This is a genomic window from Anatilimnocola floriformis, from assembly GCF_024256385.1.
In the GTDB taxonomy this organism is placed as follows: domain Bacteria; phylum Planctomycetota; class Planctomycetia; order Pirellulales; family Pirellulaceae; genus Anatilimnocola; species Anatilimnocola floriformis.
The window spans coordinates 1,777,861-1,793,355 of record NZ_JAMLFW010000002.1 but is presented as its reverse complement, the minus strand read 5'-3'; the positions used below and the strand labels follow the sequence as shown (position 1 = coordinate 1,793,355).

The window sequence follows — 15,495 nt, the reverse complement described above, 5'->3', positions numbered from 1 at the left end:
CGCAGGTCTCACTTTTCGATAGATAGCATTCGCGATTTTCAGACTGCAGCCGGCTCTGGAACAGACGGCTGGGGTCAACTCCCTTTTGCGGAAGAGGTCCGTCCATGGCCACCACACTCGCCGACCGCAGTCCCCTCCCGCGGCGACTCGTCAAGCAGCGCAGAAAACGGCGGGGCATTGTCCTGCTGATGGTCGTGGCCCTGCTGGCCCTCTTTCTGTTGATGGGCGTGACCTTCGCCATTCTGTCGATCCAATACGGCGAAGCCGCCCGCAACCAGGCCGGCATCGAGCGCTACGGCGACCTGGCAGCAGACGATTTGGAATTGGGCGTCGGCGCGGTCGTTTACGATTCGCTGGGCCGCGGCTCGTTGCGTGGGCAGTCGTTGCTGCGAGATTTCTACGGCACTGATTTCGTACACACCACGGTCAGCGGCGCGCCGCTGACTGACAATCGCAAGACGGTCAACAATCAGTTCGTCGTCTTTCCGATGAACACCTCGGCGATCTCTGGCCAGGCCGCGAACATCCCTGGCTTTTACAACGGCCGCGTGCTGACGTTTATCAATGGTCTGGCCGCGGGCATCAGCACCCGCGTTGCCGGTTATGAACCGAACGACCCGGGCACTAGCCAAGCCGAACTCTACATCGAGCCCTTGGTAGGACCGAGCGGTATGCGCGTCATGCCGCAGAGCGGCGATCAGTTTGTCATCAACGGCGCGCCGTTCAACGGCATGGGCTTTGGCTACGATCCCGAAACGTATCGGCTGGATGCGGTTGACGACGCTACGACTCGTCGTCCCGTCGTGCTGCTGCCGCACTTTGCCGGTTATCAGCAACAGCAGGTCTACTCGACAAGCGGCGCCTTGACCCTCGCGCCCGATGTGGGTGGCGCCGACGAACCGTACGATTCTCCCGGACCGCAGGATCCTCACTTGTCGGTTGTCCCGCCTGGCCTACTCTCCTCGCGTGTGTCGGGTTCGTCGAATCATTTCACCTCGCCGCTGATCCCTTCGTTCAATCCGGCGCCGCTCATCAATTACTGGCTCGACAATTCACGCTGGCCTGGCGGCAACGTGCAATTGACGACGCCGCAGGAAAAGAATCTGGCCCGGCAGATCATCTTCCGGCCGATGCCCTGGGATCATCCGAACTTTACGGGTAGCAACCCATCGCTCACCGCTACCGGGACCGGCGATTATCCCATGATCATGCGCCGCATGGCGCAATCGACGGCCGTTTCTAGTCCCGGCAACCCGAATCCTTATTGGGAAGCGATTTGGGATGTCGACAACGACGGCGACGGTGTGCGCGACAGCGTGTGGGTCGACATCGGTTTGCCGGTGATGACCAGCCAATCGGGCCGGCGCTACAAGCGGTTGTTTGCGTACTTGATCAAGGACCTCGACGGCCGGATCAATCTCAATGTGCACGGCAACTTGGCCCAGCAGAACGCCAACGTCAACGCGACCAATTCGATCACCTATCCATTCCCAGTGTTTGGCTCCGGCGTGCAACCAGCTGCCGCGACGTTCCCGCAGAATAAAGCAGGGCCGATCACTCCGGTCGGCTCGGTGCAGTTGCCGCGCGGCATGGGCTTCGGCCCGGCCGAAGTTGACTTCCGCTATGTGCTGGGCGTGGCTTCGCTCACGGCTGAGTATGGACCGATTCTCACATCCCGCTACGGCGGCGATGGCGTGCCGGGCATCGCGGGCGACGACTCGCTCAGCACGGTGAAGATGGCCGGCGTGCCAGCCAATTATCTCAACGATTCGTGGTATGCCAGCCTGCCCGATGTGTGGGGCCGCAATGCCGTAGCTGTCGATTTCGCGGGCCGGCCCTTCTTCTATCGCGAGTCGATTCTGGCCGTCGCGCCGATGGGCGAAACCATCGACGATCCTTACGAAATGCAATGGGACTCGCGTACGGCGATCAACGACACGCCCTACTCGCCCGGTGATATGGAACGCCTGGCCCGCGCAAACGATATCGACATCACGGGCTATCCAATGCGCCTGCCAACTGTCTCGAACAACCTGTTCAGCGGTTCGGGCGATCCCACGGCATCGGGCGGCAACTATCAGCGCGTGCGCGAAATGCTGACGACGATGAGCTCCAATGTGCCGGTCGTGCCGGGCATTCTTCGTCTTGGCGACCGCAGTGCCCATGGCAATACGGCCACGCTGTCAGCGGCGGATGCGCCATCCGCCATTAATTTGTACCGACGGATGATCCAGCTAAATGGTGGCGGTGCGCTGTCTCCGGCACAAATCAATGGAATCCTTCACCAAATCCTGCCTTGGGAATTCTGGCAGGGCAAACCAATTGATCTGAATCGCTATTTGAGTAACGGTTTGAATGACAACAACGGGCAGAATTTTGCGAATGGCGAACCACTCGAAGCCATTCAAAATGAAACCGCGTTTGGTACGAATGGCAGCATTCCCTCGGGCGGCAACCTGCCGAACGGCTTTAGCGGGATTCGTGGCTATCACGCGAACAGCGTCGACGCCGATAACGACGGCGCTCAGGACGGCGTAGCCGGACCGACCAACGACCGCGGTTATGCTCGCCAAGTCTTGGCGCGTCATTTGTACTGCTTGATGCTCGCGCTCAACGGCACGGGAAATACCGCAAGTCCGGCACCTGGGGCAAATTACAATCCGCCGAATGGGCCCGCAGGTGGCACTTCTCCCGCCACTGCCAGAATGTTTGCTCAATGGGCGGTCAACATCGTTGACTTCCGCGATGTCGACAGCATCATGACCTGCTTCGAATACGACACGAATCCGTGGAACGGCTGGCAGGTCGACGGCAATCCTGCGACGACCGCCGGCGAAACAGAACGGGGCGTGGTGTGGGGCTGCGAAGCGCCAGAGCTTGTCTTGACCGAAGGCTTCGCGATGCACGATCGCCGGGTGAAGGACACGAAGTTCGACACCACGCAAAAAGAACGTAGCGAGGTGATGAATCCCGACGACGATGTCGATCAGTTTCGCGTGCCGCAGGGATCTGTATTCTTCGAAATGTATTGCCCACGGACGCATCCGCTTTACAACACGAGTGCGGGTGAATCGATCTACAACCCGCATATGCCGTTTGAGCTTTACGATCGAACAACTGGCAAACTAGATCTTGGACGACAAGCACCCGACGGCAATCCGGTGTGGCAAATTGCAATTGCGCAGCTTAAGCGTCAGCCTCAGCAGGGTTTGCCGACTGCGGCACACCTACAAGACAATGGTGAATGGCCCACAGCTGGATATTCTGATCCCGTGAACAACACCATCACCACCCAGGCGAACTATGCAATTCAATGGGACAATAACGATCCCAACAAAACGATTGCGATCGAGCGATACATATGGTTTACGAGTAACGACCCCGCGGGAAATCCTAAGCGGAACAACGTTTTCTACAACAAGCTCGGCTACAACGCGCAACTCAGTCCCGGCCAGTACATGCTAGTCGGGCCGCGTGAGCAGACTCACTTCGGCTCGAACAAAGCCGCCGGCATGGGTACCAGCAACGGCTATTGGCACGACAATTCGCCGCAGCACATCTTCATCTCGAACACGACCGGCATCGAGGTTACCGATGCGGCCGGCAATCGCACGTCGAAGCTCACCACGCCCGTCGGCGCCGCCGAAGTGCAACCTGTATTGCCGATGGTCGCCATGATGCGTCCGCCAGATGCCTGGGCCGACAAGCAAGCCGACACCCGCTGGTGGGTTGGGGCGAACATCACCGAGCCACTGCCGCAATCGGGAAATTACTACACCGAATACAACACGATGGAGAATGTGACGCAGCGACCGATCGATGCTTACGACGATCCGGGAACCCCGCTGAACACACTGATTGATACGCCGCAGGATAACAGCAGGCTTCTCGGAACCGAGGGGATGCTGCCAACCAAGGTTTATCCTAGCGTCTCAGCCTTATTTCTCCAGCGTCTTGCAGATCCTACTCGAGCCTGGAATGCATTCGACAATCCTTACATTACTGTCGATTTCGCGCCGCTCGATGCCACAGTATTTACTGGTGAAGAAGATACGAATCGGAAGGTCAAACAGAATCCAAACGATCAGAACTCGGCCGATATCGATGTCGATCCCAGTGATCCTCCAGGAGCTGGTAATCGAATTACTCAATTGGCCACTGCCCAGCGAGGCGCGGTAATCGGCAATATGTGGTTCCCCACATTCACCGACACGCAGTTGATGCCTGCTCCACCGACGTCGATGACCACCTATTTGTCGCAAAGCTTCCATCACACGCTGGGTTACATCAATAAGAGTGTCGGTGCACCCCGCGATTCATCGGGCGGAGCCGCATATGCGGGAGATCCTTCGAATGCGAATAACGGGAAGCCTTTCCCGTGGATCACTTGGCACAACCGGCCGTACATGAATGCGGCCGAGTTACTCCTCGTGCCTACGAGTGCGCCAAATCGGCTTGTGTTGGAAATCGGTCCAGACAATCCGGTCATCCCGAATGGCGCCAACAATCCGTATGCTGCGCCAGCGACCGATGGCCTGGCCTTACGTCGCCCGTTCTCGCACTTGATGAACATGTTCCAAACTTCGCAGGCCGATAATCAGGCCATGAACTTGGTCCGGATGCTCGACTATGTCGAGGTGCCATCGAACTTCGTTGGCGCCGAGCGTTGGTATTATCCCAGCACGCTGATGAATACAGATCCTTCGCCGGCGTTGCGGGGGCAATACACGCCGCCCTACTTGTATCGGCCGCCGTTCAACAAGTTGTCGCGGTTCCGTGATCCCGGCAAGATCAACATCAACACGATCTTTGATCCTGCCATCTGGAGCGCGATCGTCGGTTACGACGCCACGAACACCAACGGGCTCAATGGTGTGCAAACCACGGCAGCAAACGAGATCTTCCTCAGTCGTCAGGGTTATCCGGGCACGGTGGGGATGATGGATGCCAGCTACCCCACGATTTTTGCCAATCCGTTCCGCCCTGCCGATACAGCCGACCTGATGCCCAATGCGGGTAGCACCAGCATGCGGAACACTCCGCCTGTCGATGCCACGATCTTCCGGCGGTCGATTACGCGCACGGGCGAGCCACTGTTCGAGAACAGGTCGAACTTCGCTCCCAATGACAGCGAACGCAACGCTTACTTCCGCTATCAAGGGCTGCAGAAGTTGCCGAACATCATCGGCACGCAGTCGAACTGCTATGCGGTGTGGGCAACCGTCGGTTACTTCGAAGTAGAAGATGTCCCGACCGGCCCGGACGTGGCGCATCCGGATGGTTTCCAACTTGGTCAGGAACTCGACAGCGATCAAGGCAAGGCGCAGCGGCACCGCGGCTTCTACCTGATCGATCGTTCGATTCCCGTGGGCTTCATGCCCGGTCAGAAGTTGAATACCGACAACTGCATTTTGCTGCGGCGGCAAGTGGATTAATCAGAGGTAAGTCATGTCCATCGCGCTCCAGTGCGAACATTGTCAGCATGCGTTGCACGTCAACGACGGACTGGCCGGCAAGCGGATCAAGTGTCCGCAATGCCAGTCACCCATCGTCGTGCCGGGCGGCGCAGGCGAACCTGTGAGCGACTTTATGCACTGGGCCGGTGAGCATGCGGGGGGCGTGGAGCACGACGTGAAGTGGTACCTGCAAACCTTTAGCGGCAAGCAATACGGCCCCGTCGATCGCCGCTTGCTCGATTACTGGCAGCGGCTGGGAGCGGTTTCGGCCCGCAGCCAGGTGCTCCGCGAAGGTGACACTCAGTGGCGTTGGGCCAGCGAACTATATCCTCAGTTAGCCGTTGCTGCCCCGGAACATTTTGCGGGCGAGTAGCCTCCGCTCCAAAGCAACGACCAAGAGCATCGATCAAAAGCGCAGATCCGTTATGAAGTCGCACACTCACAAATCAAAATCCATTCGCGCTGCATTCACGCTCGTCGAAATGCTGATTGCGATGGCGTTGACATTGATCCTGGTCTACGCGATTGCGGAGTTCTATGCCTACATCGGCAACGCCGTGCGCGACGGCCGCGCGACGATCGAAATGGGTGGCCAACTGCGCGCTGCCGCGCAGCAACTGAACGACGATCTGGAATGCCTCACGCTGCGACCCACGCCCTGGATCAATCCGGCGACTTCGCCGGGTTACTTCAGCGTGTATGAAGGGCCGGGCTACGATGCCGATCCGGAAGCTGCGGGCATCACGGCTGGGGCTCGCAGCCTGGTAAACGACAGCAACAACGACAACATCAAGGATCTGATTCAGAACAACAACGCCACCAATCTCTTCGGCGACGGCGACGATGTGCTGGCCTTCACCATTCGCGCCAAGGGAACACCGTTTCAAGGGCGATACAACGGCAGTGTGACGACCTCGCTCTATGCCGAGGTGATTTGGTTCACATCGTTTGTCGATACCAACGGCGACAATACTTGGAACGTCGGCGAGTATCGTTTTCTATGCCGTCGCTTGCTGCTGATCCGGCCCGATCTGGGTGGGATTGGACGCTATGAAGAGCTTGAGGACACGTTTGATTTCTGGGAGACCAATGACATTTCGGTGCATATGGCGCCGGTCACCGATCCAATGTCGAGCGGTGATACCGACTACGTACCGGTTGCCAATTCACTCGCCGAGTTGTCGTTGCGGCAAAATCGGTTCGGCTGCGGAATTGCAGCCAATGCACCGCGCGGCAATGGCGCTGCCGCCGTTTACAACGGGCAGCCGTGGCCGCTCGATATCAATCCCAACAACTCGCAGTCGATGACGATGTATACCATGCAAAACGCCGGGTTCGGCGAAGAGCGGATGCTGACCAACGTCCTCGCTTTTGATGTGCGCGTGTGGGACCCCGAAGCTCGAGTTTATTCCGGTACAGGCGCCATAAATAACGTGCCGCTGGTGGCTGGCGATCCTGGCTATAGCAGCGTGGCGGCCAATGAGGGAACCGACCCGATGACGCAAAATCCACCGCGACTGATCGCCAACATGCCAACCAATTCGATCGGCGTCGGCGCTTATGTGGATCTCTTTTACAACAGCGGTATTAATCGCGAAGGTGGCCAGCGTGCCTGGACGCATTTCTCGCGTGCGGCAAACTTCTTTGGCTATGGTATGTGGGACACCTGGCCGACAACTTATGAAACCAACGGTCCCGGCAACGGCCAGGCGATGAACGGTCTCGACGACGACGGCATTAACGGCGTTGATGATCCCGGTGAACGGCAGACGCAGCCGCCTTATATGTCACCGCTCCGCGGCATTCAGGTTCGCATTCGTGTGTACGAACCACAAACGCGACAGGCGCGGCAAGTGACTGTTGGCGCCGATTTTATTGGCGATTAAGTCCAGCTACTCCGCCGTTTTCACAATATCACCTTGTGAATTCATCACGCCCACGGAAGTTCCATCCGTTAGGCGCAACGCTTCATCTAATGATTCTTGATTGGTAACTGCAATGTAGTGCGTACCAGTCAGAGCTTGAATGCGCGCGAAGGTGGTTGCGAGCGTCGCCGTAGTTTCGACTGCAATCAGCCATTCGCCTGCGGATACATCAAATAGACCGCCATTAAGTGCAGTTCCTTGGTAGCGAGTGACAATCCGATTCACGACCGCCGTATGGGCTTTGTTGCTCATCAACTTCCTTCAATGCTAATACCCCAGGCGTGACAACTTATGGCAGCGCAGCGAACTCCGCCACCCCAAATGCCTAGCAGAATCGGCTAGAGTATCGGCAATTGTGGTGACAACAGTTCGTCAGCACCCCACCCATTTATTTATGTTGATGGATGCGAATTAGAATTGGCAATTGTTATCACCACCAAATGCGATATGGCGGCCGTTAGAACCGCCTAAAGGCTTGAGGCGTATTCACATCAAGGCTTGTCGCGCCTCCACCAAAGAGTTGGGATGGCATAGAAAAATTTGCGAATAATATTCGCTCGCCCCGAGAGTAGTGCGAGTTTAGCGAGCTGCGGCGGAGGGGTTATAAAAGGTTATGAGCTGGGGGGTGCATTTTTTCGCAAACTCATGCCGCGCAATTAGTTGCAGCAATTCAGAAATGCAATAACCTGTTATAATATAACCACCGCTAGGCGGGGGCCAGCCGAGGGCTGGTGAGGTCGCACCCCGGAAGCCGCGAAGACGATTCGCTTTTGTCGTGTGGATATAACCGCTGCAGGAAGCGGCATCCGACGATGAGCAGCGGTTTGGACACGCCGCTGGGGCGGTGGGCCTGGCGGATGTTGGCGACTTCGGCAGCGAGAAAGATCATGCCCTGGCTATTGATTAGGGCGACCGCAAATTGATTGGCGGCGGGAACCGTGGGCACGATCATCGAAAAGCCGCTGCTCGAAATATCGAAGAACTGCACCCGCTGAAACTTGTCCATCGACGGCAACAGGCCGTCGCTGCAGGGAGCGAGCAGGTTGATACTGTCGCAGCGTTTCCGTTCATGGCGGCGACGTTCGCGGCCGCCGTTTTTGCCGCGGCGAGCCTGATGTTTGGTGGCGGCATCTTTGTCTTCGGCCGAGGTTTCGGCCACGATCGGTTCCACCGGTCGGCAGGTTTCGCCCGTGTGATAATAGGCGCAGTTGCGTCCTGATCGCTTCGCGGTCGCAAGAGCTTCGTCGGCGCGGCCGATGACGTGTTCACCGGCCAGGCCCGGTTCGCACAAAGCCAGGCCGAGACTGGCAGTGATGGTGAGACGTTCGGCGCCGATCTGCAAAAAGGCCCGCTCGATATCGGCCCGCAGCTTGGCGGTCATCTTTCGCGCGGCCCACAGGCGGTGCTGCGCAGAACCTGCTTCGGCAGGCCAGGCGATGATGAACTCCTGCCCTTCGTAGCGCGAGATGAGCGCGCCACCTTCAGGCGATCCATCGGTCGACGAATCCGGTAACAAGCTTTGCAGGGAATCCTGCATCACGCGCAGCACGTGATCGCTGACGTAGTCGCCCAGCTCTTGACCATACCGCTCGCGGTACTGTCGCAGAAAATCAATATCGACAATGCACAACACATCCGACTGCGCACGCTGGGCTGCTTCGTGAATGAGTTGCTGCCAGGAGGCGGAATTCGGCGGCGGCTCGGCTGTCACTCCCGCGGCAACCAACTCAAGCGGTGATTCCGGCGGCGGTGCAACTACGTCTGGAACATCGGTTGGCAGTTCAACGACTGATGTTGGCACGGGCGCTGGCCGAGCCACTGAAGCGGCCTGGCGAACCGTCGCGGTTTTCAGTTGCTGCTGCAAATCGAGTCGTTCGCGCTGGGCCGCACGCAGCTCGGCCAGATACTTGATCGCGGCCAGGCCGTAGCCCAACCCGGCCCCAGCCAGGATGACAGCGAACCCGCTCGTTAGTAGCGCAAGCCAACTCATCGCAAACAACCCAAAAGCGAAACGATCCTGATCACAGCGAGTTGGCAGATTCCTCGTTGGGCAAATCTAGATCGCCGTTTGTTACCGCCAGCGAGGGGGGGCCTGTTTGGCAGGGAGTTGCGCATTTTCGCCGGCGGTAATCGCCCGGCGGCGCCCGCATAATCGCTACCAGACGCCCTGATCAGCTCCGATTTCGCTTGGCTTGCCTGAGTGGTTTTGGTTACCTTTAGGAGCGATCTCTACACCCCGCGTGATCAGCCAGGTGAGCCAGGTACTAAATCCGTTTCGCTCTCGACGTCCGCCGCGACGTTTTCGGCCTCTTCGTTTTGAACTGTTCGAGCTCCGCAGTTTGCTCGCCGGCGAGTTTGGCGGGTCATTCGCCTTTGGTTCGGATAACAGCGTTTCTGACAGCGTGGGAAAGCGAGTCGCAGCCGATAGCGCAGGGAATACGTATCTGGCGGGCTCTTTTACCGGGACCGTCGATTTTGACGATGGGCCTGGCACTCGCTTGCTGACGTCGACGGGTTCGCTCGATGGCTTCGTCGCCAAGTACGATCCCAGCGGAGTGCTGTTGTGGGTGAAGAATTGGGGAGGCGTCGATAACGATGAGGTCGATGGGCTGGCCGTCGATGGTTCTGGAAATGTCGTCATCACTGGGGAGTTCAGTCGCACTGCCGATTTCGATCCAGGGCCTGGCCGCGCCGAGCGAACGAGCCAAGGCTTGGCCGATAACTATGTGCTGAAGCTCGATGCCGCAGGGAACTTTCTGTGGGTGAATGCTTGGGGCAACGCCGAAGTGGATAACGTCGAAGCGGCCCAGGTCGACGCCGCAGGGAATATCTACGTGCTCAGCGACTTCGCGGGGAAGGTCGATTTCGATCCGGGACCGGCGACCGCGATCGCTACGACCAACCCTGGCTTTCATGATGTGGCGGTGAGTCGTTTCGATTCGCACGGCACGCTCACGCGCCTCAATCTCATTCACGGAAACTCCTACACCTATCCGGGCGCGCTCGCCGTTGGCCCGGCGGGCGACATTGCTTTCTCTGGTAGTTATTACGGCACGGTTGATCTCGATCCTGGCGCTGGAGTCAGCGAGCAAACCAGCACTGGCTTCGACGCGATCGCGTTTATCGTCCGCCTTAATCCGCAGGGGGACTTTGCCTATGGTGTCTCGGCAGGCAAAGGCTACGCCGCATTCCAGACGGGGCTGCAATCGGGCCTCGCTCTCGATGCCACGGGCAATCTGTATGCAGTGGGAGCATTCGAAGAACAATTGGATGTCGACTTCGGCCCGGGTACTTCGCTGCGCACCGCCGTGGGAACCAGCGATGCGGTGGTGCTCAAATTGAACACGACTGGCGGACTAGTTTTCGCGGCAACTTTCGGCGGCGTGGGAGCCACAGCTGCGCAGTCGGTGGCGATTACTCCAACTGGCGACATTGTGGTTGCCGGTCGGTTCGAGACGAATGCCGATCTTGATCCTGGACCCGGCAGCTGGAATGTGAGTAGCTCGCTATGGGGCGTCAACTCATTCTTCCTTGTGCGTTTGAGTTCCAACGGCATCTTCGATCATGCCGAAATACTGGAAGTTCAAAACTACGCCATCGAAGCCATCGCGGTCGCGACCGATGGCAGTGGGAACGTGGTTGTCTCGAGCCAATTTGGCGGCACGATGGATCTCAATCCGCTGGGAGCTCAAAACCTGCGAACTGCGCTCGGATATGGCGACGCCTTTGTCGTGAAGATGGCCGCGAGTGGCAGTGGATTGTTTGCGCACGCGTTCGGCTCGCCCTTTTCGGGGCAGGACGAAGGAGATGCGATCGCCGTCGACGCGGCTGGCAATGTTTATGTCGCGGGCTTGTTTTCGCGGACGGTCGATTTCGATGTAGGGCCGAACGAAGTTCGCCTCACGGCGACAGGTGGCGACAATTCGCGGCCCGATGTGTTCGTGGCCAAGTATGGCCCGAATCGAGAATTGATTTGGGCCCGCGGCTTTGGCGGCATTCAACAGGAATACGTAAACAGCCTGGCCGTGGATGCGAGCGGCAATGTTTACGTGACGGGGATGATCTTCGGAACGGCCGATTTGGATCCCGGGCCGGGTCAGGTGCTGCGCGGCGCGGGAGTTGATCACGATCCATTCCTCGTGAAGCTCGACTCTGCGGGCAACTTCGTGGCTGCGACGACTTTGCGAAATGGGAGCACTGGCGAAGTTGCGATCGACAGCTTGGGCAATGTTTATTGGACGGGAACATTCCGCGGGACTGCCGATTTCGATCCAGGTCCTGGCGTAGTTTCGCGCACCGCGACTGGCGACTACGACGCGTTTGTCGTGAAGTACTCACCGACGTTTGTGCCGACGCTCGTCATCAACTGGCCGACTCTCGAAGATATCGATACCAACGGCTTGGCCGTGGATGGGAACGGCAATATCTACGTGGCTGGCGATTTTCGTGGCACGGTCGATTTCGACCCGAGCGCCGCTCAATTGTCGCGAACCAGCGCCGGCGAAACGGACGGTTTTGTTGCGAAGTTCAGCCCCACTGGCGGCCTGATGTATGCGGCGGTATTTGCGGGCGTCGGCTGGACGGTGAGTGATGATCTCGTCGTCGATGCGAATGGTGCTGTCTACGTCGTGGGCGAAATGGCGGGCACGGTCGATTTCGATCCAGGCCCCGGAACTGCTGCGCGAACGGCAGCCGGCTTTCGCGATCAGTTCGTTGTCAAACTCGATGCCGCGGGAGCGTTCTCCTGGGCCAACACGTTACGTGCGAGCGGTGCGCCTGTCTCCCTGGCGCTCAGCAACGACGGCTTCATTTATTTCACCGGGAGAAGCTCCAGCCAAACCGATTTCGATCCGGGCGGCGGAGTACAGAATCGAGCCTCAGGTGCTTATGTCGCGCGCTGGAAGACCAGCGGAGCGTTTGACTACGTGCAAACGTTTGAGGGGAGTGGCATGGCCGCTGGTATCACCACGATCCAAAACATCGCGCTCGATGCGCTCGGTGACGTATGGGTCACGGGCAGCTTCAGCGGCGAAGTCGACTTCGATCCGGGCGAGAGTAGGAATGCGGAGTTCATTTCCGGCGTGAACGTGGGCGATGCGTTCGTAGCTCGGCTGGTCAATACAGCGGCAGGAACTTTGTCGGCAGAGTTCGATAGTTTTGGCAATCTGATCATCGCCGATCAGTTCGGCGCGTATAACCGGTTCGTGATTGATGTCACGGAAACAACGGTTTCGATTCTCGATGCCACCGAGCAATTTTATCTGGCTCCGGCAGTCGCCACACTGAACACCGACCGCCGGCAGCTGACGATTCCGCTCTCAGAAATCCGCGGTTCGCTGATCATCGATGGTTTGGATGGCGAGGATACTTTTTACCCGCTCACTCTCGATGGGATGCTTTCGCTACAACTCAACGGCGGCAGCGGTTCTGATATTTTTGGGATCGCACCGATTCGTTTTGTCCCCAGCCGGCAGACTGCAGTGCGAATCGATGGCGGCGCTGATACCGACGAATTATTTCTGGACATCACTTCGCTGGCCGAGACTACGCCGGCCATCATGGTTAGCAGCGGCTCGTTGACCGCGGCGGGCTATGCGAACTTTACGGTGCTCAATGCCGATCAGCAGGACCTTCTCACGATCGATGGACCGGTGACCACGTCCAATGACACCGTGGTGGTGCAAGGGACGTGGCGAAATGATGCAGCGTTCGTTGCCCGACCCAATCCCAGCGATGACTACCAGATCCGCGTCAACGGCTTGCGTACAACCACGGCGGCTGCCTCGCGTGTGTTGTTCTTTGGTGGTGAAGGGAACGATCTGGCCTATATCAACGGGTTGCCGATTGTCGCTGCACTGAATGGCGACGGCGGCGATGATTTGCTCGTCGGCGGGGCTGCGGATGACCAACTGTTGGGTGGCAACGGCAACGATCGACTGCTGGGCCGTGGCGGCAATGACTATTTGAACGCCGGCAACGGCGACTGGAGTTACGTCGTCGGCGATACCGGTAACGATCGGCTGTACGGTGGCGAAGGGCAGGACACCTTGCTCGGCGGCGATGGCGACGATGTGCTCGATGGCCAGGCCGGCGCCGATCAGCTCGCTGGTGGCAACGGTCGCGACGTGCTCATTGGCGGCAACGGCGGCGATCAGCTCAGCGGCGATGCTGGCAACGATTTGCTGGTGGGGGCGGCCATGAATCTTGGCGCGAGTACAGCTCGCTTGGATCAATACGATTCGGCTTTGCTCGCGATTCTTAGCAATTGGATTGCAGCCCGGCCCGCCACCGGCGTCTTGACCCCCTCGGTGGTCAGTGACGATCCTGCGGTTGACACCATTCTGGGTGGCGCTGGCGACGACGATTTCTACGCCAGCAGCGAGGACCTGACGCCGGATTTTCAAGCGGCGGGGATGGGCGTAGACCGGCGGTATTGAGGTGGCGACGGTCGCGACATCTCGACTGCGGAAGCTATCAAGAATGCTGATCGATGTGATGCGATCCCATAACGAGGAGCACTGCGGCCCGTGCAGCGTGCTCGTCGGCCGCTGGAATGGACCGGCCAACTTTCCCGCACAGCGGGCATTGCCACTCGCCCCAATAGCCTGGGCGGCCCAGCATGAGGCGAACGGGATAGGAAGCCTGGCCGACTTGCACTTCGTAGCGAGCCTGCTGAATTGGATTTGTCATAGGGGCGATTGCACAATCTCACGAGCGGCGCCCTGGCTTACCTCCCTGGGCCTCCATCAAATCTAAGTTGCCTGCCGATTTGCTTCCGTTCGCTTTCGTACAGCGGTTCGGCGCAGAAATAGTGGCTCGCCCACAGAGGCCATTTCGTAGAAGATTTGCGAATTTTTCGCTAACACGAACTCGACATTGCCAGCGTGCTTTGCGACAATCAAGTTGGCTCATCTTTCTTCTCTTCGACCACCGTCAGTCTTCCGCCACGCCCTGCATGCCAGGCGGACTCGTCGCGGCTATGCTTGCGCGAGATAAAACAGACTGGGGCCGGCGAGCATAAGAAGGACCGAGCGACCGGAACAGAGAACCAGGCCGCGGCATGTGAGGGAGATTGGCAAATGATTCGTGCGAAACAAAGAGCCTCCGCGTTTACTGTCGTCGAACTGCTGGTGGTGATCGCCATCATCGGCACACTCGTCGGCTTGATCTTGCCCGCGGTCGGCATGGTCCGTGCTGCCGCCCGCAAGACTCAGTGCGCGACTTACATGAAACAGTTCGGCGTAGCCGAACAGAACTTCGAGACTTCGGCAGGCTATATGTCGGCCTCGCGCGGCTGGCCGGCGAACGCAAATATTTCGCGGCCCGCTGCCGATCTCTCGGCCAGCGCCACGAACAACAACGCTCAGAGCTGGGTCTCGCCGCTCCTGCCCCACCTTGAGCAAGTCGCTCTCTACGAACGGCTCGAAACCGCCAGCGGCAATCTGGCGGCGAACTTCTTCGACAACGATCGCATTCCCGTCGTGTATTGCCCGAGCGACATCTCGGACATGAGCGCCGCCAATCGCAGTTCATACGTCGCCAACGGCGGGCGGTTCAATGGCCAACCCAGCGGCAATAACCCACTCGACTGGCAAGCCAACGGCTGCCTCGATGATCGCCTGAAGGGAATGGGACAAACGTTTCAGATTTTCCAAGGTCCACAGGGGATGAGCAAAGCCGAACTCGTCCGCGGCGACGGTGCGAGCAACACGTTGCTGTTCCTTGAGAACTCCGACGTGATGGGCTGGAACAAAGCCCACAACGAGCGCGATGTTGCCGTGGTGTGGGATACGTCGAATCCACCTACGAACACCAACGGCCTCAATCAACTTCGTCGCAAGACCGGCGATTCCTTCACCAACATGCATGCCCGTCCAAGCAGCTTTCACGCGAATGGCTTTAACGTGACGTTTGCCGATGGCACGGTGAAGTTTCTCGCCGAAGCAATCGACTATGGCGTGTATTGCCAGCTGATGACCTCGAACTCGCGCAATCTGAAAGAGCCCTCGACGAACAACGCCTCGTCGGTCTCGTTGCCCGTGCTCACGCAGAGTTCGTACTAAACGCCAGATCCGAATTCAGACCAGAGCGACGTTCACCTGCTGCCGGAGGTT

8 protein-coding genes are annotated in these 15,495 nt (G+C 58.5%); 5 read left to right on the top strand and 3 right to left on the bottom strand.

Annotated features, from left to right (window positions below):
• Window positions 1–104: 104 nt before the first annotated feature.
• Genes M9Q49_RS31690 through M9Q49_RS31680 form a run of 3 tightly spaced genes read left to right on the top strand, consistent with a single transcriptional unit; the run spans window position 105 to window position 7,342 of the window.
• Window positions 105–5,435 carry a hypothetical protein gene (locus M9Q49_RS31690; RefSeq protein WP_254513328.1) on the top strand — a complete coding sequence of 1,777 codons (5,331 nt, stop codon included), beginning with the start codon at window positions 105–107 and terminating at the stop codon, window positions 5,433–5,435.
• 13 nt (window positions 5,436–5,448) lie between these two features.
• The gene (locus M9Q49_RS31685; protein WP_254513327.1) at window positions 5,449–5,829 is read left to right on the top strand and encodes a hypothetical protein; all 381 of its coding nucleotides are present in this window, start codon (window positions 5,449–5,451) and stop codon (window positions 5,827–5,829) included.
• A 52-nt stretch (window positions 5,830–5,881) separates the two neighbouring features.
• On the top strand, window positions 5,882–7,342 hold the full coding sequence (locus M9Q49_RS31680) for a prepilin-type N-terminal cleavage/methylation domain-containing protein (protein WP_254513326.1): 1,461 nt from the start codon (window positions 5,882–5,884) through the stop codon (window positions 7,340–7,342).
• A 6-nt stretch (window positions 7,343–7,348) separates the two neighbouring features.
• Here M9Q49_RS31680 and M9Q49_RS31675 read toward each other — a convergent pair whose 3' ends face one another.
• The gene (locus M9Q49_RS31675; RefSeq protein ID WP_254513325.1) at window positions 7,349–7,633 is read right to left on the bottom strand and encodes a hypothetical protein; all 285 of its coding nucleotides are present in this window, start codon (window positions 7,631–7,633) and stop codon (window positions 7,349–7,351) included.
• 454 nt (window positions 7,634–8,087) lie between these two features.
• On the bottom strand, window positions 8,088–9,371 hold the full coding sequence (locus tag M9Q49_RS31670) for a GGDEF domain-containing protein (RefSeq protein WP_254513324.1): 1,284 nt from the start codon (window positions 9,369–9,371) through the stop codon (window positions 8,088–8,090).
• 262 nt (window positions 9,372–9,633) lie between these two features.
• Between M9Q49_RS31670 and M9Q49_RS35860 the strand changes: the two genes are divergently transcribed.
• Window positions 9,634–13,818 carry an SBBP repeat-containing protein gene (locus M9Q49_RS35860; protein WP_254513323.1) on the top strand — a complete coding sequence of 1,395 codons (4,185 nt, stop codon included), beginning with the start codon at window positions 9,634–9,636 and terminating at the stop codon, window positions 13,816–13,818.
• A gap of 37 nt (window positions 13,819–13,855) precedes the next feature.
• Here M9Q49_RS35860 and M9Q49_RS31660 read toward each other — a convergent pair whose 3' ends face one another.
• On the bottom strand, window positions 13,856–14,071 hold the full coding sequence (locus M9Q49_RS31660) for a hypothetical protein (RefSeq protein WP_254513322.1): 216 nt from the start codon (window positions 14,069–14,071) through the stop codon (window positions 13,856–13,858).
• 389 nt (window positions 14,072–14,460) lie between these two features.
• Between M9Q49_RS31660 and M9Q49_RS31655 the strand changes: the two genes are divergently transcribed.
• A complete protein-coding gene (locus tag M9Q49_RS31655; protein WP_254513321.1) occupies window positions 14,461–15,444 on the top strand; it encodes a DUF1559 family PulG-like putative transporter in 984 nt (327 codons plus the stop codon).
• Window positions 15,445–15,495 lie beyond the last annotated feature (51 nt).